Below are 22,168 nucleotides of genomic sequence, written 5' to 3'. Positions count from 1 at the left end.
CAGGCCATCCCATGATCCAGATCCGACGCGTTTTCACCCACCTTGAGGAAATCCGGCACGAATTCGGGCCCGAAACTGGTGCACCGCTGCTGCGTGGTGCCATCGGCGCCGTGCTCACCAATCCCTATGCCGGCCGCTACGAGGCGGACATCCTGCCCATGATGGATGCGCTGCAGGAGGTGGGCCTCGATATGGCGCAGCGCCTGCTCAAGGCCATGAACGTGCCGGCCGAGCGCATCGCGACCTATGGCAAGGGCGCCATCATCGGCGCCGCCGGTGAGCTGGAGCACGGCGCGCTGTGGCATGTGCCGGGCGGCTATGCCATGCGTGAACTGCTGGGCTGGAAGGGCGACCGCAATGCCTACGCCAAGGGCCAGGCCGAGGAAAAGACCGGGCAGCCTGCCAACGCGCTATCCATCGTGCCCTCGACCAAGAAGGTGGGCGGCCCTGGTGCGGCGCTCGACGTGCCGCTCACCCACATCAACGCCAGCTACGTGCGCAGCCATTTCGATGCCATCGAGGTGCGTGTGCCCGGCGCACCGCTGGCCGATGAGATCGTCTTCATCCTGGCGATGACCACCGGCGCACGCATCCATGCGCGGGTGGGCGGGCTCAAGGCCGCCGACATCAGCCAGTGGAACGGCCTGCGCTGAACCCACGCCAACCATAACGACTACGAGAGACCAAGGAGCACACACATGCCAGCCAAGATCCGGAAAATCATCGTCCAGACCGACGAAGTGCGCGTGGAAATGGGCCGCGAGGTGAACCCGCCCGTGCGCAAGGCCCTGGCCATGGCCGTCATCGAGAACCCGTTTGCGGGCCGCTACGTGGAAAACCTCGACGAGCTGATCGCCATCGGCGAAGAGCTCGGCGGCCTGCTGGGCGAGCGCTGCGTGCAGGCCCTGGGCATTGCGCCCGGCCAGGCCGAGAGCTATGGCAAGGCCGCCATCGTGGGCGAAGGCGGCGAGCTCGAACACGCTGCGGCCATCCTGCACCCCAAGCTCGGCGCCCCGCTGCGCCTGGCGGTGGAAAAGGGCGCAGCCCTGGTGCCTTCAAGCAAGAAGATCGGCGGCCTGGGCGCTGCCATCGACGTGCCGCTGGGCCACAAGGACGCCGCCTACGTGCGCAGCCACTTCGATGCCATGGAGGCCCGTGTGGCCGATGCGCCACGCGCCAACGAGATCGTGGTGGCCGTGGTGGTCACGGCCGGCGGCCGCCCGCTGCCGCGCATAGGCGGGCTCACCACCGCAGAAGTCCAGGGCCAGGACGGCCTGCGCTGAGCGCACCGCCACACCCGTGACCCGCTGTCTCCCCCATACTGTTCGCCACCGCTGTTTCTCTCCCATCCAATCCATCAGGAGTGTTTCCATGACGATGCTTAAGACCCTCATGCGTGCTACGGCCGCTGCCGCGCTGGCCGCCACAATCGCTCCCGCGATGGCCCAGGATGTCATCAAGATCGGTGAGATCAACAGCTACAAGGCCCAGCCCGCCTTCCTGGAGCCCTACAAGAAGGGCATGGAGCTGGCAGTGGACGAGATCAACGCCGCAGGTGGCCTGCTGGGCAAGAAGGTCCAGCTCGTGATCCGCGACGACAACGGCAACCCCGGCGATGCCGTGCGCGCCGCCGAGGAACTGGTCTCGCGCGAGAAGGTGGATGTGCTCACCGGCTCCTTTCTCTCGCACGTGGGCCTGGCGCTGACCGACTTCGCCAAGCAAAAGAAGTTCTTCTTCCTGGCCGGCGAACCGCTGACCGACAAGATCGTCTGGCAGAACGGCAACCGCTACACCTACCGCCTGCGTCCCTCCACCTACATGCAGGTGTCGATGATGGTGCCCGAGGCCGTGGCCCTGAAGAAGAAGCGCTGGGCGCTGGTCTACCCCAACTACGAATACGGCCAGTCGGCCGTGGCCACCTTCAAGCAACTGCTCAAGGCCGCGCAGCCGGACGTGGAATTCGTCGTCGAGCAGGCGCCCCCGCTGGGCAAGGTCGACTCGGGCAGCGTGGTGCAGGCCCTGGCCGATGCCAAGCCCGATGCGATCTTCAACGTGCTGTTCGGCGCCGACCTGTCCAAGTTCGTGCGCGAAGGCAACACGCGTGGCCTGTTCAAGGACCGTGAAGTGGTCAGCCTGCTGACCGGCGAGCCCGAGTACATGGACCCGCTCAAGGACGAGGCCCCCAACGGCTGGATCGTGACCGGCTACCCCTGGTACGGCCTGCAGACGCCCGAGCACAAGGCCTTCCAAACGGCTTACCAAGGCAAGTTCAACGACTACCCGCGCCTGGGCTCGGTCGTGGGCTACAGCGCCATCAAGTCGCTGGCCGAGGGCATCAAGAAGGCCGGCTCCACCGACACCGAAAAGCTGGTCGTTGCCTTCAAGGGCCTGCAGGTGCCCACGCCGTTCGGCCGCATCACCTACCGCCCCGAGGACAACCAGTCCACCATGGGCGGCTACGTGGGCCGCACCAAGAACGAGGGTGGCAAGGGCGTGATGGTCGACTACCGCTACGTGGACGGCGCCAAGGTGCAGCCTACGAACGACGAAGTCAAGAAGATGCGCCCGGCCGACTGACGGCTGGTCCCCGGCCTGAGGCGGCTGTGGACACTTGCGTCCGCTAGCCCCTGAGGCCATATTGCTACCCCACATGCACGCGAACGGGCAGACGGACATGCCCGAGGGACAAGTGTTGCCGAAGGATCTGGAATGAGTTTATCGAGTTTTATCGTTCAGCTGCTCAATGGACTGGCGGGGGCCTCCTCGCTGTTCCTCGTGGGCGCCGGGCTTTCGCTGATCTTCGGCGTCACGCGCATCGTGAATTTCGCGCATGGCTCGTTCTTCATGGTGGGCATCTACGTCGCCTACTCCATGGTGGCCAAGCTGGGCACCGGCCTGGGCTTCTGGCCCGCGCTGCTGCTGTCGGCCGTGGTGGTCGGCGCGCTCGGTGCCCTGGTGGAGGTGGTGCTGCTGCGCCGCATCTACAAGGCACCCGAGCTGTTCCAGCTGCTGGCGACCTTTGCGCTGGTGCTGGTGATCAAGGACGCCGCGCTGTGGATCTGGGGCCCCGAGGAAATGCTCGGCCCGCGTGCGCCGGGCCTGTCGGGCTCGGTCAGCATCCTGGGGCGGCAATTCCCCTCGTACGACCTGTTCCTGATCGTCGTCGGCCCGGTGGTACTGGGCCTGCTGTGGCTCTTGCTCACCCGCACCCGCTGGGGCACGCTGGTGCGTGCCGCCACGCAGGACCGCGAGATGGTCAGCGCCCTGGGCGTGAACCAGGCCTGGCTGTTCACAGCGGTGTTCGCCCTGGGCGCCCTGCTGGCGGGCCTGGGCGGTGCGCTGCAGCTGCCGCGCGAACCGGCCACGCTGGAGATGGACCTGAACACCATCGGCGCCGCCTTCGTGGTGGTGGTGGTGGGCGGCATGGGCTCCATCCCGGGCGCCTATGTGGCCGCGCTGCTGATCGCCGAGATCAAGGCCATCTGCATCTGGCTCGGCGTGGTCGAAATCTTCGGCTACAGCGTCTCGTTCTCCAAGCTCACGCTGGTGGTCGAGTTCCTGGTGATGGCCGTCGTGCTCGTGGTGCGCCCCTGGGGTCTGATGGGCAAGCCCCAGGCGGTCAGCCGCAACACCGGTATTCCCGAAGCGCCGCTGCGCGCCTCAGCGCCCTGGTACAAGGTCGGTGCAGCCGTGCTGGTGGCCGCGCTGGTGCTGCTGCCCTTCGTCACCACAGGTTCGCCCTATCTCACCGTGCTGATGATCGACCTGCTGATCGCGGCGCTGTTCGCGGCCAGCCTGCACTTCATCATGGGGCCTGCGGGCATGCATTCGTTCGGCCACGCCGCGTACTTCGGCCTTGGGGCCTATGCGGCTGCGCTGCTGGTGCGCTCGGCCGGCATCCCCATGGAAGCGGCGCTGTTGCTGGCCCCCCTGGCCGCTGCGGCCGGTGCGCTGATCTATGGCTGGTTCTGCGTGCGCCTGTCGGGCGTGTACCTGGCCATGCTGACGCTGGCCTTCGCGCAGATCACCTGGGCCATCTGCTACCAGTGGGACGGCTTCACCGGTGGCAGCAACGGCCTCACGGGCGTGTGGCCGGCCGAGTGGCTGTCGGACAAGCGCAACTACTACTTCCTCACGCTGGCCCTGGTGGTGGGCGGCGTGCTGGCGCTGCGCCGGGTGCTGTTCTCGCCCTTTGGCTATGCGCTGCGCGCCGGGCGCGACTCAGTGCTGCGCGCCGATGCCATCGGCATCGACGTCAAGCGCATGCAGTGGACGGCCTTCGTCATCGCCGGCCTGTTCGCGGGCCTGGGCGGTGCGCTGTTCGCCTTCTCCAAGGGCAGCATCTCGCCGGAGGCGCTGCACGTGGGCAAGTCGGTCGACGGCCTGGTGATGGTGCTGCTGGGCGGTATCCAGACGCTGGCCGGCCCGGTGGTGGGTGCGGTCACCTTCACCTGGCTGCACGACACCGTGGCACGCAACACCGACTACTGGCGCGCCATGCTGGGCGCCATCATCCTGATCCTGGTGCTGCTGTTCCCGCAGGGCATCGCGGGGGCCATCAAGCAACTCTTCGACAACAAGCGCGAAGCCAAGGAGGCAGCATGAGCCTGCTCAAAGTCACCGGCCTGGGCAAGTCCTTCGGTGGGGTCAAGGCCGTCGACGGCATCCACTTCGAGCTGGCGGCCGGCGAGCTGCTGGCCCTGATCGGCCCCAACGGCGCCGGCAAGTCCACCACCTTCAACATGGTCAACGGCCAATTGCCGGCCGACGTGGGTTCGATCCAGCTCAACGGCCAGGAGCTGGTGGGCCGCAAGCCGCGCGATATCTGGCGCATGGGCGTGGGCCGCACCTTCCAGATCGCCGAGACCTTCTCCTCGCTGACCGTGGTGGAAAACGTGCAGATGGCGCTGATCTCCAACGACAGCCGCCTGTTCTCGATGTTCCGCAAGGCCTCGGAGCACAAGCGTGATGAGGCCCTGGCCCTGCTTGAGCAGGTGGGCATGAAGGCCCAGGCCGACCGCCCCTGCAGCGTGCTGGCCTATGGCGACGTGAAGCGCGTGGAGCTGGCCATCGCCATGGCCAACGCGCCCAAGCTGCTGCTCATGGACGAACCCACGGCCGGCATGGCGCCCAAGGAGCGCAACGAACTCATGGCGCTGACCAAGCAGCTGGTGATCGACCGCGGCATGGCCGTGCTGTTCACCGAGCACAGCATGGACGTGGTGTTCGCGTACGCCGACCGCATGATCGTGCTGGCGCGCGGGCGCCTGATCGCCGAGGGCAAGCCCCTGGAGCTGCGCGACCACCCCAAGGTGCAGGAGGTGTACTTCGGCACCGGCAAGACCTTCGAGAAAAAGACGGCCGGTGCAGCGATTGCTGCTGCGCCTGCGGAGACCGCATGATGACGACGACGATTGATTCCAAGGACGTGTTGCTGGAGGCCAAAGGCCTGCAGGCCTGGTACGGCGCTGCGCAGATCCTGTACGACGTGGACCTCAACGTGCGCCGCGGCGAGGTCGTGGCGCTGATGGGCCGCAACGGCGCGGGCAAGTCCACCACGCTCAAGACGCTGATGGGCATGCTGGCCAAACGCAAGGGCCAGATCCGCTTCATGGGCAAGGACATTTCCAAAAGCGATCCGCACGATGCGGCGCGCCTGGGCCTGGGCTTCGTGCCCGAGGACCGCCGCGTGTTCACCGACCTCACGGTGATGGAGAACCTGGCCGTGGGCCGCCAGCCCGCGCGCCACTGGCCTGACGGCACGGCAGCGCCGCTGTGGACGCCCGAGGCCCTGTTCAAGCTGTTCCCGAACCTGGGCGAGATGCCCCAGCGCCCCGGCGGCCGCATGAGCGGAGGCGAGCAGCAGATGCTGACCGTGGCGCGAACGCTGATGGGCAACCCCTACCTGGTGCTGCTCGACGAACCCTCCGAAGGCGTGGCCCCGGTCATCGTCGAGCAGATGGCGCAGATGATCCTGGAGCTCAAGGCCCAGGGCGTGAGCATTCTGCTGTCCGAACAGAACATGCATTTCGCCGAGCTCGTGTCCGACCGTGCCTACGTGCTCGAAAAGGGCCAGATCCGCTACCAGGCGTCCATGGCCGAACTGGCCGCCAACGACGAGGTGCGCAGGTCCTACCTGAGCGTTTGAAGGATTTTCCCGGCGCGGGCCTGTTGGGCCCGTACCGATCTGCCAGTGCGTTCCCAACCGGAGTGTCCGCCATGATGATCCCTGCCCAGCGCCGTTTCTTCCTCCAATCCGCCGCCGCCCTCACCCTCGCGGGGGCCGGCATGCCCCTGGCCTTTGCAGCGGGCAAGATCAAGCCCGGCGAACGCGCAGCGCTGATCGTCGTGGACGTGCAGAACTGCTTCGTGCCCGGTGGCACGCTGCCCGTGGCCAAGGGCGACGAGGTGGTGCCGGTCATCAACCGCATCGCCACCGCGTTCGAGAACGTGGTCGTGACGCAGGACTGGCATACACCGGGCCACGCCTCGTTCGCCAGCACGCATGCCGGCAAGAAGCCCTTCGAGACCACCAAGCTCAGCTACGGCCAGCAGGTGCTGTGGCCCGACCACTGCGTGCGCGGCACCGACGATGCGGCCCTGCACAAGGATTTGAAACTGCCCCAGGCCCAGGTGATCCTGCGCAAGGGCTTCCATGAGCATGTGGACAGCTACTCGGCCTTCGAGGAGGCGGACCGCAAGACCTCCACGGGCCTGGCCGGGTACCTCAAGCAGCGCGGCATCAAGACGGTGTTCGTGACCGGCCTGGCCACCGACTTCTGCGTGGCCTGGACGGCCCTGGACGCCAAGCGCCTGGGCTTCGAAACCTATGTGGTGGAAGACGCCTGCCGCGCCATCGACCTCAACGGCTCGCTGGAGGCGGCCTGGAAGCAGATGAAGGCCAAGGGGGTCAAGCGCATCCAGTCGAGCGACCTCGACGTCGCCTGATACGGATTTGCCTTCAAACGTTTAACGTCGTTGGGTCGCCTTGCCGTGCTAAAGCACTGTCTGCAGCTCCCCGCCTAGTTATCCGATTGAATCCAAATCCTCATGAGCCATGGGCACGGGACTTGCAAAAGACCAGGGGCTGCCGCCTGGCCGGCAGCGTGGGAATCCGTCTTTGACGGTTTCGCAACACCCCCTGTAAATGGTTGCACAGTCCCTCGTGTTGCGGGGAAACTGCCACCTTTGATGTAAGGAGCGTTTCATGAAGTACCGTGGGATGAGGGATGGGCGCACCGACCGCAGGGCCGTGCTGATGGCCATGGCGGCGACGGCCCTGGGCAGTTCGGCGACGACGGCCATGGCGGCAGAGACCGGGGTGACGGACAAGGGCATCAAAGTGGGGCAGTCCGCTGTTTTCACCGGGCCCGCCAAGGACTTCGGCGTGGACTACAAGGCCGGCATCTCCCTGTACTTCGACCGCACCAACAAGGCCGGCGGGGTGTTCGAGCGCAAGCTCGAACTGGTCTCGCTCGACGACGCCTACGAGCCCAAGAAGACCGCCGAGAACACGGCGCGCCTGATCGACGAGGAAAAGGTTTTCGCCCTGATCGGCTACGTGGCCACGGGCAACCTGATCGCCGCCATGCCGCTGGCCGAGAAGGCCGGCGTGCCCATGTTCGCGCCGCTGGTAGGCACTACCTCGTTCCGCACCACGCACAACCGCTACCTGTTCCACGTGCGCGCCAGCTACGAGACCGAGCTGCGCAAGATCGTCGGTCATCTGGCCACGCTGGGCATCACCAACATCGCGGTCGCCTACCAGAACAGCGCGTTCGGCAAGTCCAACCTTGAGACCTGCCTGCAGATCGCCCAGGGCCTGAAGGTCAAGGTGGTCGAGTCGGTGCCTCTGGAGATTGCCGCCACCGACGCCAAGGCCCAGGTGGCCCAGCTCACCAAGGCCCAGCCCGGCGCGGTGGTGATGATCATGGCCGGCAAGATGGTCGAGGTGTTCCTGCGCGACTACCGTGCCGGTGGCGGCGCCGCGCCGCTGTACACCATCTCGGTGGGCATCACCGATGCGCCGGGCTCGGCCCAGCGCCTCAATGGCGGCATCGAGGGCCTGGTCACGGCCAGCATCGTGCCCTCGCCGCAGGCCAGCCGCCTGCCCATCGTGGTCGACTACCGCAAGGACCGCACCGATGCCGGTGCCAAGATCGACAGCTACACCATGCTCGAAGGCTATATCGCCGCGCGCGTGTTCGTCGAAGGCCTCAGGCGCGCGGGGCGCAACCTCACGCGCGAGGCCTTCATCAAGGCCATGGAAGACATGGGTACCACCAAGTTCGGCGATTTCCCGGTGCAGTACGGTCCGAACAACCACAATGGGTCCAACTTCGTGGACCTGGAGATGTACACCCGCACCGGCAGCCTGCGCCGCTGACGTTTCATTCAGGATCCATGCAGACCCCAGCCACCGTTCTCACCCTTTCCGTCAATGGCCAGCCATGTGAGCTGCCAGCAGGTGCCCCGGGCGCGGGCGCCACGCTGCTGCATGTGCTGCGCAACGACCTCTCGCTCAACGGCCCCAAGTACGGCTGCGGCCTGGGCCAGTGCGGCGCCTGCACGGTGCTGGTGGACGGGGTGGCGGCACGCGCCTGCGTGATCCCTGCGCACGGCGTGGCGGGGCGGGAGGTGACGACGCTGGAGGGCCTGCCCGCGCGCCGCCATGGCGGCAGCTGTGAGGGAGGGCTGCATCCGGTACAGCAGGCCTTCGTGGACGAGCAGGCGGCCCAGTGCGGCTACTGCCTCAACGGCATGGTGATGATGGCGGTGGCCCTGCTTGAACGCAACCCCGACCCCGACGAGGCCGCCATCCGCCGCGAGCTTTCGGGCAACCTGTGCCGCTGCGGCACGCATGTGGAAATCATCCGCGCCGTGCAGCGCGCGGCGGTGCTGGTGCGCGGGGTGGCCGCATGAACGCGCCCCTGGTACCGCTGCGCGCGCACAGCCCGCTCACACGCGCCGACTTCCATGCCGCACAGGGGGGGCTGCTGGTCGTGCGCAACCCGCCGCCCGCACCCCCGCCTGTGAAGGGCCAGCCCGCGCTGGTGGCCGGCAACCCGGCCGAGGGCGTGGAGATCCTGCTGGCCGTGTGGGACGATGGCAGCGTGACCGCCCTCAATGGCCACGTCGACCTGGGCACCGGCATCCGCACGGCGCTTGCGCAGATCGTGGCCGAGGAGCTGGACGTTCCCCTTGAGCGCGTGAACATGGTGCTGGGCGATACCACGCGCGCGCCCAACCAGGGCGCGACCATTGCCAGCGCCTCGATCCAGATACACGCCAAACCCCTGCGCACCGCCGCAGCGCAGGCGCGCCACTGGCTGGTGGCCCAGGCCGCCGAGCGCCTGGGCGTGGCGACCGATGCGCTGCAGGTGCAGGCCGGCGTGGTGCAGGTGGCGGCCGACCCAGCCCGCCGGGTGGCCTATGGCGAACTGCTGGCTGGCGCGCACACCGCGCTGGAGCTCGCCGAGGCCACGCCCACCAAGCCAACGGCCGACTACACCGTGGTCGGCCAGTCGGTGCCGCGCGTGGACATACCGGCCAAGGTCAGCGGCGAGCTGGTCTTCGTGCACGACATGCGCGTGCCCGGCATGCTGCACGGCCGCGTGGTGCGCCCGCCCTATGCCGGGGCCGACCATGGCGACTTCATCGGCAACACGCTCGAATCGGTGGACCAGTCGTCCATCGCGCACATCCCGGGCATCCGCGCGGTGGTGGTGGTGCGCGATTTCGTGGGCATCGTTGCCGAGCGCGAGGAACAGGCCGAGGAGGCGATGCGTGCGCTGCGCGTGCACTGGAAGCCCTGGCCCGGCTTCCCGCGGCAGGACAGCCCGGACGCCCTGGCCCAGGCCATCCGCGCCAACCCCTCCACGCAACGCCGCCTGGTGGACGAGGGCGACGTGGACGCCGCGCTGGCCGCAGCCGCGCAGTCCATGCCGCGCACCTATGTCTGGCCGTACCAACTGCACGGCTCCATCGGCCCCTCGTGTGCGGTGGCGGAGTGGCACCACGACGATGCCTGCGGCCGCGCGCGCATGGCCGTCTGGGCCGGCACGCAGAACCCCCATGTGCTGCGCGCCGACCTGGCGCGCCTCATGGGCCTGGCCGACGTGGACATCGACCTGGTGCGCATGGAGGCCGCGGGTTGCTACGGCCGCAATGGCGCCGACGACGTGGCGGCGGATGCCGCGCTGCTCTCGCGTGCCGTGGGCGCGCCGGTGCGCGTGCAGCTCACGCGCGAGCAGGAGCACCTGTGGGAGCCCAAGGGCACGGCCCAGCTCATGCACGTGCGCGGCGGGCTCAATGCCGATGGCTCGGTAGCCGCCTACGACTTCGAGACGTCCTACCCCTCCAACGGCGCGCCCACGCTGGCCCTGCTGCTCACCCGCACCATCGAGCCCGTGGCCCAGGCCTACGAGATGGGCGACCGCACGGCGCGCCCGCCCTACGACTACGACAACCTGCGCGTGGCCGTGAACGACATGGCGCCCATCGTGCGCGCCTCCTGGCTGCGCGGCGTCTCGGCCCTGCCCAATTCCTTCGCGCACGAGTCCTATGTGGACGAGCTGGCCACCGCGGCCGGCGTGGACCCGGTCGAGTTCCGCCTGCAGCTGCTCAGCGACCCACGCGCGGCCGAACTCGTCAAGGCCACGGCCGAGAAGGCCGGCTGGCAACCGCACACCGGCCCGCGCGTACCCGGCCCCGGCGCACTGCAGGGGGCCGAGGGCGACTGGGTGCAGGGCCAGGGCTTTGCCTACGCGCGCTACATCCACAGCAAGTGGCCGGGCTTTGGCGCGGCCTGGGCCGCCTGGGTGGCCGACGTGGACGTGAACCGAAAGACCGGCGAGGTGCATGTGCGCCGCGTGGTCGTGGGGCACGATGCGGGCATGATGGTCAACCCTGCGGGGGTGCAGCACCAGGTGCATGGCAACGTGGTGCAGACCACCAGCCGGGCCCTCAAGGAGCAGGTGCGTTTCGACCCGGTCACGCAGGCCGTGGACACACGCGAGTGGGGCAGCTACCCCATCCTGAGCTTTCGCGAGGTGCCGGTCATCGAGGTGATGCACATGCCCCGGCAGGACGAGGCACCGCTGGGCTCGGGCGAGTCCTCGTCGGTGCCTGGCACGGCGGCCATTGCCAACGCCATCTTCGACGCCACGGGCGTGCGCTTTCGCGCGCCGCCGTTCACCCCCGAGGTGGTGCGCGCCGGGCTCAACCCGTTGGCCGGTGCACCAGGGCAGGGGGGGAATGCCACCGCAGGGTCTGCGGCAGAGCCGGCCGACGTGCTGCCCACGCTGGAGCTGCCAGCCCCGGCGGTGCCCACCAGCGCCACCTGGCCGCGCCGGCGCAGCCCCTGGGCGCGCGCACTGGCCCTGGCCGCGGGTGGCCTGGCCATGGGCGCGGCGCTGCTGGGCTGGCGCCCGGCCATCGCCCCCGTGGCGCAGGCGGCGGGCGGTGCATCGGTCTACAACGCCGCCACCATCGAGCGCGGCCGCCTGGTGGCGGCCGCCGGCGACTGCGTGGTCTGCCATACCGCACCGGGCGGCACGCCGAATGCCGGCGGGCGGGCCATGGACACGCCCTTCGGCACGGTCTACACCACCAACCTCACGCCCGATGCAGCGACCGGCCTGGGCCAGTGGTCCTTCAGCGCCTTCCAGCGCGCCATGCGCGAGGGCATCTCGCGCGACGGCAAGCACCTGTACCCGGCCTTTCCCTACACGTCCTTCGCGAAGATGGACGACGACGACCTGACCGCGCTGTACGCCTGGCTCATGGCCCAGCCGCCGGTGCGCTCCGAGGTGCCGGCCACGCAGCTGGCCTTTCCGTTCAGCGTGCGCCCGCTCATGGCGGGCTGGAACGCGCTGTTCCACGATGCCACGCCCTGGAAGCCCGACCCCGCGCGCCCGCCCGAATGGAACCGCGGCGCCTACCTGGTGCAGGGCGCCGGCCACTGCGGTGCCTGCCACACGCCCCGCAACGCGCTGGGGGCCGAGATGGGCGGCGCGGCCTTCCTTTCGGGTGCGCTGGTCGATGGCTGGGAGGCGCCCGCGCTCACCGGCCTGTCGAAGGCGCCCGTGCCCTGGAGCGCCGACGCCTTGTACAGCTACCTGCGCAAGGGCCACAGCCCGGAGCATGGCAGTGCCTCCGGCCCCATGGCGCCCGTGGTGCAGGAGCTTGCGCAACTGCCCGACGAGGACATCCGTGCCATGGCCATCTACCTGGCCTCGTTCAGCGCGACCACTGAACCTGCTGCCGACGCGGTGCAGGCCACGACCCGGGCCGCTGTCGCGCAGGCGGCTGCCCTGGCGCCCCGGCCCGGCCAGGCCCAGCGCCTGTTCAATGGCGCCTGCGCCGCCTGCCACCACGATGGCGACGGACCAAAGCTGCTGGGCGCCAACGTGCCGCTGGCGCTCAACAGCAACCTGCACAGCGACCGGCCGGACAACCTGCTGCAGGTCATCGTCCACGGCATCCGCGAGCCCGCTTCGCGCGAACTGGGTTTCATGCCCGGCTTTGGCGATGCGCTCAGCGATGCGCAGATCGCCGAACTCGCGGGCTACATGCGCCAGCGCTATGCGCCGGGCCGCCCGGCATGGAACGATGTGCCCGCCGCCCTGGCGCGCGTGCGCGCAGGGCCGGCGCATCCATAGCGTTAGAGATGCAGTGAATCCGCGCTGGCACCCATGGCATCGGCAATCAGCCGCATGTCGTGGTCGCTGACGGCGAACAGCCCGAAACGGAACGCATAGCCCCAGCGCGCGCGGTCCTGCACGAACTCGAAGTGATCGAGCAGCGGTGCGATGGCCGCCTCGCGGGCCGGCACGTAGTCCACGCCCTTGCGAAACGGCACGAACCCGCCGCCCATGTCGAAGGCATAGGGCTCGCCGGGCTTCACCAGCCCCAGCGAGACGAAGGCCTGCAGCTTGTCGCTGCCGCCCATGGTGACCGTGGGCGCGTAGTACGCGACCCTGTCGCCGGGCTTCACACGCCGCAGCGGGGCGACCTTGCCGTGGCACACCTGCATGTAGCCGGCTTCGGGCTCGACGCAGCCGCGGCGCGCGTGGTTGGCGCTGGCCACGGCGATCCAGTTGCCGCGTGGCGCGGCCATGGCGGGCTGTGGTGCGTCGGCCCACAGGGTCGGCTGAGCCAAGGCGCTTGCTGCCGCCATGCCCATGCTCCTCAGGCCTCGGCGTGCAGACCGACGCGGTTGCCATCCAGGTCATGGATGTGCGCGAAGAAGCCCATGCCCGGCGGCAGTGCCTGGCGCGGCAGGGCTACCTTGCCGCCTTGCGCCACCACCCGCTCCAGGGCCGCATCGAGCGAAGGCGAAGCATCGAGGTAGACGAGGGTGCCAGCGCCTGCTGCCAGCTGCGGCGCGGTCGGCCCCATCATCAGCGCACCACCCGCTCCGTCGGATTCCGGGTCATACGAGAACACCGCGCCTTCGCTCGGGCCCATGGACTCGCGGCGCATGGCGTGGCCCAGCACGGCCTCGTAGAAAGCCTGGGCACGGTCCAGTTGGGTGGTGGGGATTTCGAACCAGCTGATGGCGTTTTTCATGAAGGACTCCTTGTGTGTGTGAAGAAGCCCCGATGGTGATGACCTGCTGCTGACAGCGGTTTGTCAGCAGGCTTGCAGCAGTGCCCTCATTCCCTGGCGCGGTTCATTTCCATCGAAAACTTGAACCGGTCCGCCGGGTGCAGCGAGACCGAGATCTCGAACACCTGGTCGGCCGGGTCGATGTAGTGCCGCGTGATCTTCAGGGCCGGCGCACCTGCCTCGGCGCGCAGGGCCTCGGCATGCTCGCGTGGCACCAGCACGGCCTCGATGTCCTGGCGGATGCGGGCGATGCGCCGGCCGTAGCGCTCCTCGATGATGGAGCTGGCCAGCGTCTCGGGCGAATCACGCACGATGGGGCCGATGTCGGAATACGCCGGGTCGATGTACAGGTCCAGCCAGCAGATCGGGCGTGCCCGTGTGCAGCCTCCTTCCATGCGCAGGCAGGCGATGTGCAGCCAGCGCGTGCCGCCGGGGCAGGCCAGGTGCTTGGCGAGCGCCAGGTCCGCGACCACCGTGTTGATCGACTGCACCGTGCGCACATGCTCGGCACCGAAACGTGCCAGTTCTTCCACCGTGGCGATGGACTGCGTGAAGCCGGCACGCGGCCGCGTGGCCTCCACGCGTGTGCCCACGTTCTTGCGCCGCGAGATCAGGCCCAGCTCCTGCAATTCGTCGAGCGCCTTGCGCACGGCATAGCGGCTCAGGCCGTACTGGTCGCACAGCTCGAACTCGGTGGGCAGCAACGTGCCCACGGCGAAGCGGCCCGAGGCAATGCCCTCGGACAGGTCGCGGGCGAGGTCGGTGTTTTTGGCGGCGGTCATGCGGACAGGCTCCTGCTCAGGGAAAACCCCAAATCGAGTTTTGTTCGAACATATTTACAGTCTATTTGTTCGAACATTTATATATGTTCGTATTTTATCAACATATCCAGGCCGCCATGTCCTCCTCCTCGTTTTCCCCTGCCAGCACGGTGCTCGACTCGGTGCTGTTCCGCGACGCCTTCGGCACGCCCCGCATGCGCGAGGTGTTCTCCGACCACACCCTGATCGCCCGCTACATCGAGGTGGAGGTGGCGCTGGCGCGGGCCGAGGCGCGCTGCGGCGTGGTCCCGGCCGAGGCGGCCGAGGCCATCGCGCGCGAATCGCGTCTGGACCGCGTGGACTTCGACCACATGCGCCACGAGACCGACATCGTCGGCTACCCCATCCTGCCGCTGGTGCACCAGCTCGTGCAGATGTGCGGCGAGGCCGGGCGCTATGTGCACTGGGGTGCCACCACCCAGGACATCATGGACACGGCCAACGTGCTGCAGTTGCGCGATGGCCTGGCGCTGGTGGAGGCCGACATCCGCGTGCTGCGCGGCATCCTCGCCGCGCTGGCCGCGAAGCACCGTGACACGCCCATGGCCGGCCGCACCCACCTGCAACAGGCGCTGCCCGTGACCTTCGGCTACAAGGTGGCGATCTGGCTGGCCATGTTCGACCGACACCAGGAGCGCCTGGCCGAGCTGCGCAAGCGCGTGCTGGTGGTGCAGTTCGCCGGGGCCGCAGGCACACTGGCATCGCTGGGCGACAAGGGCTTCGAAGTGCAGGCCGCGCTGGCCGACGAACTGGGCCTGGCCGTGCCCGTGACCACCTGGCACGTGGCGCGTGACGGCTTCGCCGAGGCCGTCAATCTGCTGGCCCTGGTCACGGGTTCGCTGGGCAAGATCGCGCTGGACATCATGATCATGGCCTCCACCGAGTTCGGCGAGGTCTACGAGCCCTTCGTGAAGGGCCGGGGCGCCAGCAGCACCATGCCGCAAAAGCGCAACCCGATCTCCAGCGAGCTGATGCTGGCGGCCTCGAAGGCCGTGCGCCAGCACGCGGGGCTGATGGTCGATGCCATGGTGCAGGACTTCGAGCGCGCCACCGGCCCCTGGCATGCCGAGTGGCTGGCGCTGCCCGAGAGCTTCATCCTCACCGCCGGCGCGCTGCACCAGGCGAAGTTCGCGCTCGGCGGCCTGATCGTGGACGAGGCGCGCATGCGCAACAACCTCGGCATCAGCCGGGGCCTGATCGTGGCCGAGGCCGTGATGATGGGCCTGGCCCCGGCCATGGGCCGCCAGCAGGCGCACGACGTGGTCTACGACGCCTGCCGCACCGTCAACGAACATGGCGGAACGCTGGCCGAGGCGCTGGCCGCGCTGCCCGAGGTCATGCGCCACGTCGACCGCGCCACCATCGACCGACTCACCGACCCCGCCAACTACCTGGGCCTGGCGCCCGCCATGGTGGACCGCGCCCTGGCCGCCTCGGCGGCGCTCGACCACTGAGCCCCGCCTGATTCCCCGCTTGCGCTTTCCGTTCCATCCCACAACCATTGCAGGAGACAAGTCCATGAACACCGCCAAGACCCTTGGTGCCGCCGCCGCATTGCTGTGCGCCGCCACCTTCGCCCACGCGCAGGCCTGGCCCGCCAAGCCACTCACCTGGGTGGTTCCGTTCGCAGCGGGCGGCCCCACCGACGCCATGGCGCGCGACATCGCCGACAAGGTGGGCCGCCAGATTGGCCAGTCCATCGTCATCGAGAACGCGGCGGGCGCGGGCGGCACCATCGGCGCCGCCAAGGCTGCCAAGTCGGCACCCGACGGCTACACCTTCCTGGTCGGCCACATGGGCTACATGGGCGCGGCGCCTTCGCTCTACAAAAAGCTGGCCTACGACCCGGTGAAGGACTTCGACGCGGTGTTCCGCTTTCCCGATACGCCGTTGGTGCTGCTGGTGCCCAAGAGTTCGCCCTACAAGACGGCCGGCGAGCTGATTGCAGCGGCCAAGGCCAATCCGCGCAAGATCAACTTCGGCAATGCGGGCGTGGGTTCCACCTCGCACCTGATCGCCGCACTGTTTGAGTCGCGTGCAGGCATCGAGGTCACGTCTATCTCGTACAAGGGCGCGGCCCCGGCCATGAACGACCTGGTGGGCGGGCAGGTGGAGGCCATGTTCGACCAGAGCAACACGGCGCTGCCCCAGGTCACGGGCGGGCGGCTCAATGCGATTGCGCTGACCTCGCTCACGCCCATGCCGCAGCAGTACCCCAACGTCGCGCCGCTGGCCGACAAGACCCTGCCCGGCTTCGAGGCCGCCACCTGGTACGGCCTGTATGCTCCCAAGGGGGTGTCCAAGGAGGTGGTGCAAAAGCTCCACCAGGCCTACCTCAAGGCCCTGGCCGACAAGCCCTGGACGGCGCGCATGGTGGCGCAGGGCATCCACCTGCTGCCCGAGGCGCAGTACGCGCCCGAGGCCTTTGCCAAACACACGGCAGCCGAGGTGGAGAAATGGCGCAAGGTGGCGACCGACGCCAAGATCCAGATCGACTGAGCCATGAACCGCATCGCGCAGGAAGACCTGGCCACCAGCATCGCCCAGGCGCTGCAGTTCATCAGCCACCGGCATCCGCCCGACTTCGTGCGCGCGCTGCGGCGCGCCCATGCGGCCGAAACCCATGCCCCGGCGCGTGCGGCCATGGGCCAGTTGCTGGTCAACAGCCGCATGGCGGCGCTGGGCCGCCGCCCGCTGTGCCAGGACACGGGCGTGGCCCAGGTGTTCCTGCGCCTGGGTGCCGGCGTGGCTTTCATCCGGCACGACGGCGCGCCGCTGCGCCGCCTGCAGGCCGTGGTGGACGAAGCAGTGCGCACCGCCTATGGCGACCCCACGAACCCGCTGCGCGCCACCATGGTGGCCGACCCGCTGGGCGCACGCACCAACACGCGCGACAACACGCCCGCCATCGTGCATTGCGAACTCGTGGAGGGCGATGCGCTGGAGCTGCTGGTGGTGGCCAAGGGCGGCGGTGGCGACGTCAAGGCGCGCTTTGCCACGCTGAACCCCAGCGACAGCGTGGCCGACTGGGTTCTGGCGCAACTGCCCGGCATGGGCGCGGGCTGGTGCCCACCGGGCGTACTGGGCATCGGCATCGGTGGCAGCCCCGAGCAGGCCATGCTGCTGGCCAAGCTGTCGCTGTTCGATGCCATCGACATCGACGAACTGCGCACGCGCGGCGCGGCCACGCCCGAGGAGGCGCTGCGATTGGACTTGCATGCGCGCAGCAATGCCCTGGGCATCGGCGCCCAGGGGCTCGGCGGCCTGTCGGCCGTGCTCGACGTGAAGGTACGCACCGCGCCCTGCCATGCGGCCACGATTCCCGTGGCGCTGATCCCCAACTGCGCCGCCACGCGCTACCTGCGCCTCACGCTCGATGGCACGGGGCCGGCACCCCTGCCGGAGCTGTCGCTCGATGCGTGGGACGGCATTCCCGATAGCTTCACGGTGCAAGACGCGGTGCGCGTGGACCTCGATGCGCTGGACCGCGCCGAGGTCGGCCAATGGAAGGTCGGCCAGACCCTGTTGCTCACGGGCACCCTGCTCACCGCGCGCGACGCGGCGCACAAGCGCTTGGTGGACCTGCTGCAGCGTGGCGAGCCGTTGCCGGTGGACCTGCGCGGCCGCACCATCTACTACGTGGGCCCGGTGGATGCCGTGGCGGGCGAAGCCGTGGGCCCGGCCGGCCCGACCACCGCCACGCGCATGGACCGCTTCGTGGAGCCGCTGCTGGCGCAGACCGGGTTGCTGGCCATGGTGGGCAAGGCTGAGCGCGGGCCCGAGGCCATTGCCTCCATTCGCCGTCATGGGGGTGCCTACCTGGCGGCGACGGGCGGCGCGGCCTACCTGCTGTCGCGCTCCATCCGCAAGGCACGCGTGCTGGCCTTCGCCGACCTGGGCATGGAGGCCATCCATGAGTTCGAGGTGGTGGACTTTCCGGTGACCGTGGCGGTGGACTCACAGGGGCGGAGCATCCACCGCTTCATGCTGGTCTGAGGGCGCCAGGGCGTGTCATTATTCATTTCACCCCCGCGCTGCAGGCTTTCCCTTCGGGCTGGCCCCGGCATGCGGTGCCTGCCTTGTCGCACAGCTTGCCAATAGCCCGGCTATTGGCAAGTTACATCACCGGCAGCTGAAGCTGCTAGCGCTCTCCACATCTCCCGTGCCGTTGTAGCGCGCCACCTTGGGGTAGACGCACAGCGGGCGGGTGCGGTTGGCCGACCAACTGGCGGGCAATTCGGTGTTGACCACATTGGCACCGGCGCCGCGGGCCTGGGCCAGCACGGTATCGGGCGCCTTGCCCTGTTCCACCCACTGCACCAGCGGCGCCAGCATGTCGAACTGGTCGGTGGCGGGGCCACCCGAGCAGTGGTTCATGCCGGGCACCATGTACAGGCGTGCAAAGCTGGCGGCATCGCCCTTGTGGTTGGCCTGCAGCCGGTCCATCCAGTTGGCGGTGTCCACGGGCGAGAACACGCCGTCGGCCACGCCGTGGTAGACCATCATCTTGGCACCGCGTTCCTTCAAGGCGCCCAGATCGGCCTCGTTGGGTGGCGTCATGAAGGACCAGGGCGACTCGGGGTAGAGCGCGCTGGTGGCGAACATCTTCGGGTAGTCGGTCTCCATGCTGAAGTTCAGCGCGTACTGCAGGCCCGTGGTGGCACCGAAGGCCGCCACGGGGGAGGGCGGCGACGTGAAGATGAAGGCCACGGCGCCGGCATCGCGCGTGGCGGGCGAGCCCAGGTGCCACTGTGCGAAGTTGACGCCGCCCACGCCCGGGTCGAACCAGGTGCCGGTGTACAGCGCCTCGCCCTTGCTGTTCTTCGGGCCGGCGAAGATCTCGGCCAGCACATTCTTCTGGGCTGGCGTCAGGCAGGTTCCGTCCCGCGCGCTCCCGGCGCTGCAGCTGGGCACGTCGGTCTGCAGGTTGAAGGCGCCCTGGCAGGCCGCCACGTCGTTCACCTGCCCGTCGGTGACACCGTCCAGCGCATCGCACTTGGCGAGGATGCGGTTGCCCAGCAGCTTGTATTCGGCCGCTGTCACAGACGTGTTCAGGTCGGGCTGGCCGCTGGCGTCTGGGGTGGAGACCTTGGCGTACTGCTGGGCCTTCCACAGCTGCGTGGTGGCGGCCTTGGGCAGGTGAAAGCCCGGGTTCCCGGCCAGGATGCCGTCGTACTGGTCCGCATAGCGTGATGCCGCCACCATGGCGTGGCGCCCGCCGTTGGAGCAGCCCGCAAAATACGAGCGGTCGGGTGCCTTGCCGTAGGCGCTCTTGATAAGGTCCTTGGCCATGGGCGTGAGGCTGCCCACGGCCTGGTAGCCATAGTCCAGCCGGGCCTGCGGGTCCACGCCGAAGAAGGGCGTGGGCGCGCTGTGGCCCGCGTCGGAGCTGAGCACCGCGAAGCCCTGGCTCAGCGCCGGCGCGACGGGTGCCGCGCCGCTGGTCGCGCCCAGGGCCGTGACCACGCTGCCATCGAGCCCGCCGTTGGCCTGGTAGAGGAAGCGGCCGTTCCAGGCCACGGGCATGCGCATCTCGAAGCCGATGGCATAGCTCGCGCCATCGACCGCGCTGGTGCGCTGGTTCATGGCCCCCTTGACCAGGCAGTGCGCCGGGATGGGGGTGTTCACGCCGGTGGCCTTGAGTTCGCCCTCGGCCACGGGCACGGCGGAGGCGATGCGCGTATTGGGCAGGGCCAGCGTGGTGGCCAGGTTCGCGCAGGACTGCAGCGTGCCTGGCGAGGCCGCCGAGAGCTGCCGCAGCCCGTCGGATCCGCCGCAGCCGGCCAGCAGCAGCGATACCGCGGCGGGCAGGGCGGCCAGTGCCAGGGGGCGGCCCAGGCCACGGTGCATTCTCCAGATACCCTCATTCGTCTTCATGGTGTTGTCTCCTCGTGTGTTGTCTCAAGGCGCAGGCAGGCAGACCCGCAGCGCGGCCTCGAAGCGCTGTGGGATGGGGAAAGCAAAGAGAGAAAAGGCGTGGACCGTCAGGCGGCAGCCATGGCGGGCGCAGTATGTCGGTGAACGTCGGCAGCAGCGGTGGACAGGCGCTGGCGAATGATGGCCAGGCGCATGTCGAATTCGGGCAGCACCCAGGTCTTGCATGCCTGCGCCGGTTCAGTCCAGCGCGGCCCATGGCTGGCGGGTGCCGCTGCGACACGCGCCCAGGCCCACTCGAGCAGCACCAGGGCCACGGCCCGCAGGTAGTCGTCGGCCACCCAGTAGGGCAGCTCGGGGTGGGTGGCGGCTGCGGCGGCCAGCGCGCGCGTGGTGTCGGCCAGGGCATTGCGCCGGGTGTTGGCGGCTTCGTCGGGGGGCAGGCCGGCACGCAGGGATGCGAGCAGTGCACACAGGCCCTGGCCGCCATCGGCCAGCACCTTGCGGCCCAGCAGGTCGATGGCCTGGATCTCGTTGGTGCCCTCGTAGATCATGGCCACGCGCGCATCGCGCACGATCTGCTCGATGCCCCATTCGCGCACGTAGCCGTGGCCGCCGAAGACCTGCAGGCAGGCGCTGGCGCCGTGGAAGGCCTGGTCGGTCAGAGCGGCCTTGAGCACGGGCGTGACCAGCGCGCACCAGCGATGGGCCACGGCGCGCTCGGTCGCGTCGGGGTGGTGGCGCGCCACGTCAAGCTGCAGGGCCGTGTGGTAGGCCAGCACGCGCCCGCCGTCGATCCAGGCGCGCTGTGTCTGCAGGATGCGGCGCATGGCCGGGTGTTCGGCAATCGGATCAGGGCCCGGCGATGCCGTTGTGCCCATGGGCCTGGGAGCGCGCATCTGCCGGCGCTCGTGCGCATAGGCGCTGGCCTTCTGCCAGGCCGCCTCGAGCAGGCCCAGGCCCTGCAGGCCCACGTGCAGGCGCGCAGCATTCATCATCACGAACATGGCGGCCAGGCCCTTGTGGGGCTCGCCCACCAGCCAGCCCGTGGCATCGTCGAAGCGCATCACGCAGGTGGGGCTGCCGTGCAGGCCCATCTTCTCTTCGATGCGCTCGCACACCACGGCATTGCGCTCGCCGCCCGGCAGCCGCTTGGGCACGAGGAACAGCGACAGCCCCTTGGGGCCCGCCGGTGCATCGGGCAGGCGCGCCAGCACCAGGTGCACGATGTTGTCGGTCAGGTCGTGCTCGCCGCCCGAGATGAAGATCTTGCTGCCGTTGACGCGCACGCTGCCGTCGGCCTGCGGCACGCCTCGCGTGCGCACCAGGCCCAGGTCGCTGCCCGCATGGGCCTCGGTCAGGCACATCGTGGCCAGCCACTCGCCGCTGGCGATCCTGGGCAGGTACTGCGCTTTCAGCGCGTCGCTGCCATGGTGGCGCAGGCACTCGTAGGCGCCGTGCAGCAGGCCGGGCGCCATGGTCCAGCCGTGGTTGGCACCGGCCAGCCATTCGAACAGCACGCATTCGAGCACGGCGGGCAGGCCCTGGCCACCGTCTTCGGGCGCGCAGGCCAGCGAGGGCCAGCCGGCCTGCCAGAAGGCCTGGTAGGCCGCGCGAAAGCCGGCGGGCGTAGTGACGGTGCCGGCCTCGAAGTGGCAGCCCTCTTCGTCGCCGGTGCGCTGCAGCGGGGCAATGGCGCTGTCGACGAACTTGGCGGCCTCCTCCAGCACCTGTGCCGCCAGCCCGCCATCGGTGTCGGCAAACGGCGCCAGCGCCTGCCACTGCGCAGGGGCCTGGAGCACCTCATGCAGCAGGTGGGTGATGTCGCCAAGGGCGGTCTGGGCTTGCATGGTGTGGGCCGT

The 22,168-nt window shown here is 68.9% G+C and carries 18 protein-coding genes; 13 read left to right on the top strand and 5 right to left on the bottom strand.

Annotation, left to right across the window (positions count from 1 at the left end; all coding sequences use genetic code 11):
* Positions 1-11: 11 nt before the first annotated feature.
* The 10 genes from ASE31_RS15580 to ASE31_RS15535 all read left to right on the top strand — a co-directional run bounded on the left by ASE31_RS15580 (position 12) and on the right by ASE31_RS15535 (position 12,662).
* Entirely contained in the window at positions 12-653 is a 642-nt protein-coding gene (locus ASE31_RS15580; protein ID WP_057202714.1) for an amino acid synthesis family protein, read from the top strand.
* Between the two features lie 45 nt (positions 654-698).
* Entirely contained in the window at positions 699-1,283 is a 585-nt protein-coding gene (locus tag ASE31_RS15575) for an amino acid synthesis family protein (RefSeq protein WP_057202713.1), read from the top strand.
* 94 nt (positions 1,284-1,377) lie between these two features.
* Complete coding sequence (locus ASE31_RS15570; protein ID WP_235514503.1) at positions 1,378-2,577, top strand: ABC transporter substrate-binding protein; 1,200 nt, start codon at positions 1,378-1,380, stop codon at positions 2,575-2,577.
* Positions 2,578-2,709: 132 nt separating this feature from the next.
* Entirely contained in the window at positions 2,710-4,605 is a 1,896-nt protein-coding gene (locus ASE31_RS15565; RefSeq protein ID WP_057202711.1) for an ABC transporter permease, read from the top strand.
* Positions 4,602-5,402 (top strand): ABC transporter ATP-binding protein, encoded by an 801-nt coding sequence (locus tag ASE31_RS15560; RefSeq protein ID WP_057202710.1) that lies wholly within the window; start codon positions 4,602-4,604, stop codon positions 5,400-5,402. The genes ASE31_RS15565 and ASE31_RS15560 overlap by 4 nt, the downstream gene beginning before the upstream one ends.
* Complete coding sequence (locus tag ASE31_RS15555) at positions 5,402-6,148, top strand: ABC transporter ATP-binding protein (protein ID WP_369818159.1); 747 nt, start codon at positions 5,402-5,404, stop codon at positions 6,146-6,148. Before ASE31_RS15560 ends, ASE31_RS15555 begins: the two co-directional genes overlap by 1 nt.
* A 74-nt stretch (positions 6,149-6,222) precedes the next feature.
* Positions 6,223-6,948 (top strand): bifunctional nicotinamidase/pyrazinamidase, encoded by a 726-nt coding sequence (gene pncA / locus ASE31_RS15550; protein WP_057202740.1) that lies wholly within the window; start codon positions 6,223-6,225, stop codon positions 6,946-6,948.
* Between the two features lie 259 nt (positions 6,949-7,207).
* Positions 7,208-8,386 carry an ABC transporter substrate-binding protein gene (locus ASE31_RS15545; RefSeq protein WP_200961118.1) on the top strand — a complete coding sequence of 393 codons (1,179 nt, stop codon included), beginning with the start codon at positions 7,208-7,210 and terminating at the stop codon, positions 8,384-8,386.
* 17 nt (positions 8,387-8,403) lie between these two features.
* Positions 8,404-8,922 carry a (2Fe-2S)-binding protein gene (locus ASE31_RS15540; RefSeq protein WP_057202709.1) on the top strand — a complete coding sequence of 173 codons (519 nt, stop codon included), beginning with the start codon at positions 8,404-8,406 and terminating at the stop codon, positions 8,920-8,922.
* A complete protein-coding gene (locus ASE31_RS15535; RefSeq protein ID WP_057202708.1) occupies positions 8,919-12,662 on the top strand; it encodes a molybdopterin cofactor-binding domain-containing protein in 3,744 nt (1,247 codons plus the stop codon). Before ASE31_RS15540 ends, ASE31_RS15535 begins: the two co-directional genes overlap by 4 nt.
* 2 nt (positions 12,663-12,664) lie before the next feature.
* Here the strand turns inward: ASE31_RS15535 and ASE31_RS15530 are convergent, their stop codons facing one another.
* From ASE31_RS15530 to ASE31_RS15520, 3 genes are all read right to left on the bottom strand, one after another.
* Positions 12,665-13,180 (bottom strand): EVE domain-containing protein, encoded by a 516-nt coding sequence (locus ASE31_RS15530; protein ID WP_082604176.1) that lies wholly within the window; start codon positions 13,178-13,180, stop codon positions 12,665-12,667.
* A gap of 11 nt (positions 13,181-13,191) precedes the next feature.
* Positions 13,192-13,572, bottom strand: a complete 381-nt coding sequence (locus tag ASE31_RS15525) for a VOC family protein (RefSeq protein ID WP_057202707.1) — start codon at positions 13,570-13,572, stop codon at positions 13,192-13,194.
* A gap of 86 nt (positions 13,573-13,658) precedes the next feature.
* Entirely contained in the window at positions 13,659-14,393 is a 735-nt protein-coding gene (locus ASE31_RS15520; RefSeq protein ID WP_057202706.1) for a GntR family transcriptional regulator, read from the bottom strand.
* Positions 14,394-14,509: 116 nt separating this feature from the next.
* Here ASE31_RS15520 and pcaB point away from each other — a divergent pair, with 116 nt between their 5' ends.
* The 3 genes from pcaB (at position 14,510) to ASE31_RS15505 (ending at position 18,428) form a co-directional block, all read left to right on the top strand.
* Positions 14,510-15,886, top strand: coding sequence for a 3-carboxy-cis,cis-muconate cycloisomerase (pcaB, locus tag ASE31_RS15515; protein ID WP_057202705.1), 1,377 nt, complete (start codon positions 14,510-14,512; stop codon positions 15,884-15,886).
* Between the two features lie 64 nt (positions 15,887-15,950).
* Complete coding sequence (locus ASE31_RS15510; protein WP_057202704.1) at positions 15,951-16,931, top strand: tripartite tricarboxylate transporter substrate binding protein; 981 nt, start codon at positions 15,951-15,953, stop codon at positions 16,929-16,931.
* Between the two features lie 3 nt (positions 16,932-16,934).
* A complete protein-coding gene (locus tag ASE31_RS15505) occupies positions 16,935-18,428 on the top strand; it encodes a fumarate hydratase (RefSeq protein ID WP_057202703.1) in 1,494 nt (497 codons plus the stop codon).
* Between the two features lie 126 nt (positions 18,429-18,554).
* On the opposite strand, the gene ASE31_RS15500 is transcribed toward ASE31_RS15505, so the two are convergent.
* Both ASE31_RS15500 and ASE31_RS15495 read right to left on the bottom strand, forming a co-directional pair.
* Positions 18,555-20,309 (bottom strand): tannase/feruloyl esterase family alpha/beta hydrolase, encoded by a 1,755-nt coding sequence (locus tag ASE31_RS15500; protein ID WP_082604174.1) that lies wholly within the window; start codon positions 20,307-20,309, stop codon positions 18,555-18,557.
* Positions 20,310-20,416: 107 nt separating this feature from the next.
* Positions 20,417-22,156, bottom strand: a complete 1,740-nt coding sequence (locus ASE31_RS15495) for an acyl-CoA dehydrogenase family protein (RefSeq protein ID WP_057202701.1) — start codon at positions 22,154-22,156, stop codon at positions 20,417-20,419.
* Positions 22,157-22,168: the final 12 nt, after the last annotated feature.

The organism is Acidovorax sp. Root217 (assembly GCF_001428645.1).
Taxonomy (GTDB): domain Bacteria; phylum Pseudomonadota; class Gammaproteobacteria; order Burkholderiales; family Burkholderiaceae_C; genus Acidovorax.
The sequence above is the reverse complement of the archived record's forward strand: the minus strand, read 5'-3'. Positions and strand labels throughout refer to the sequence as shown.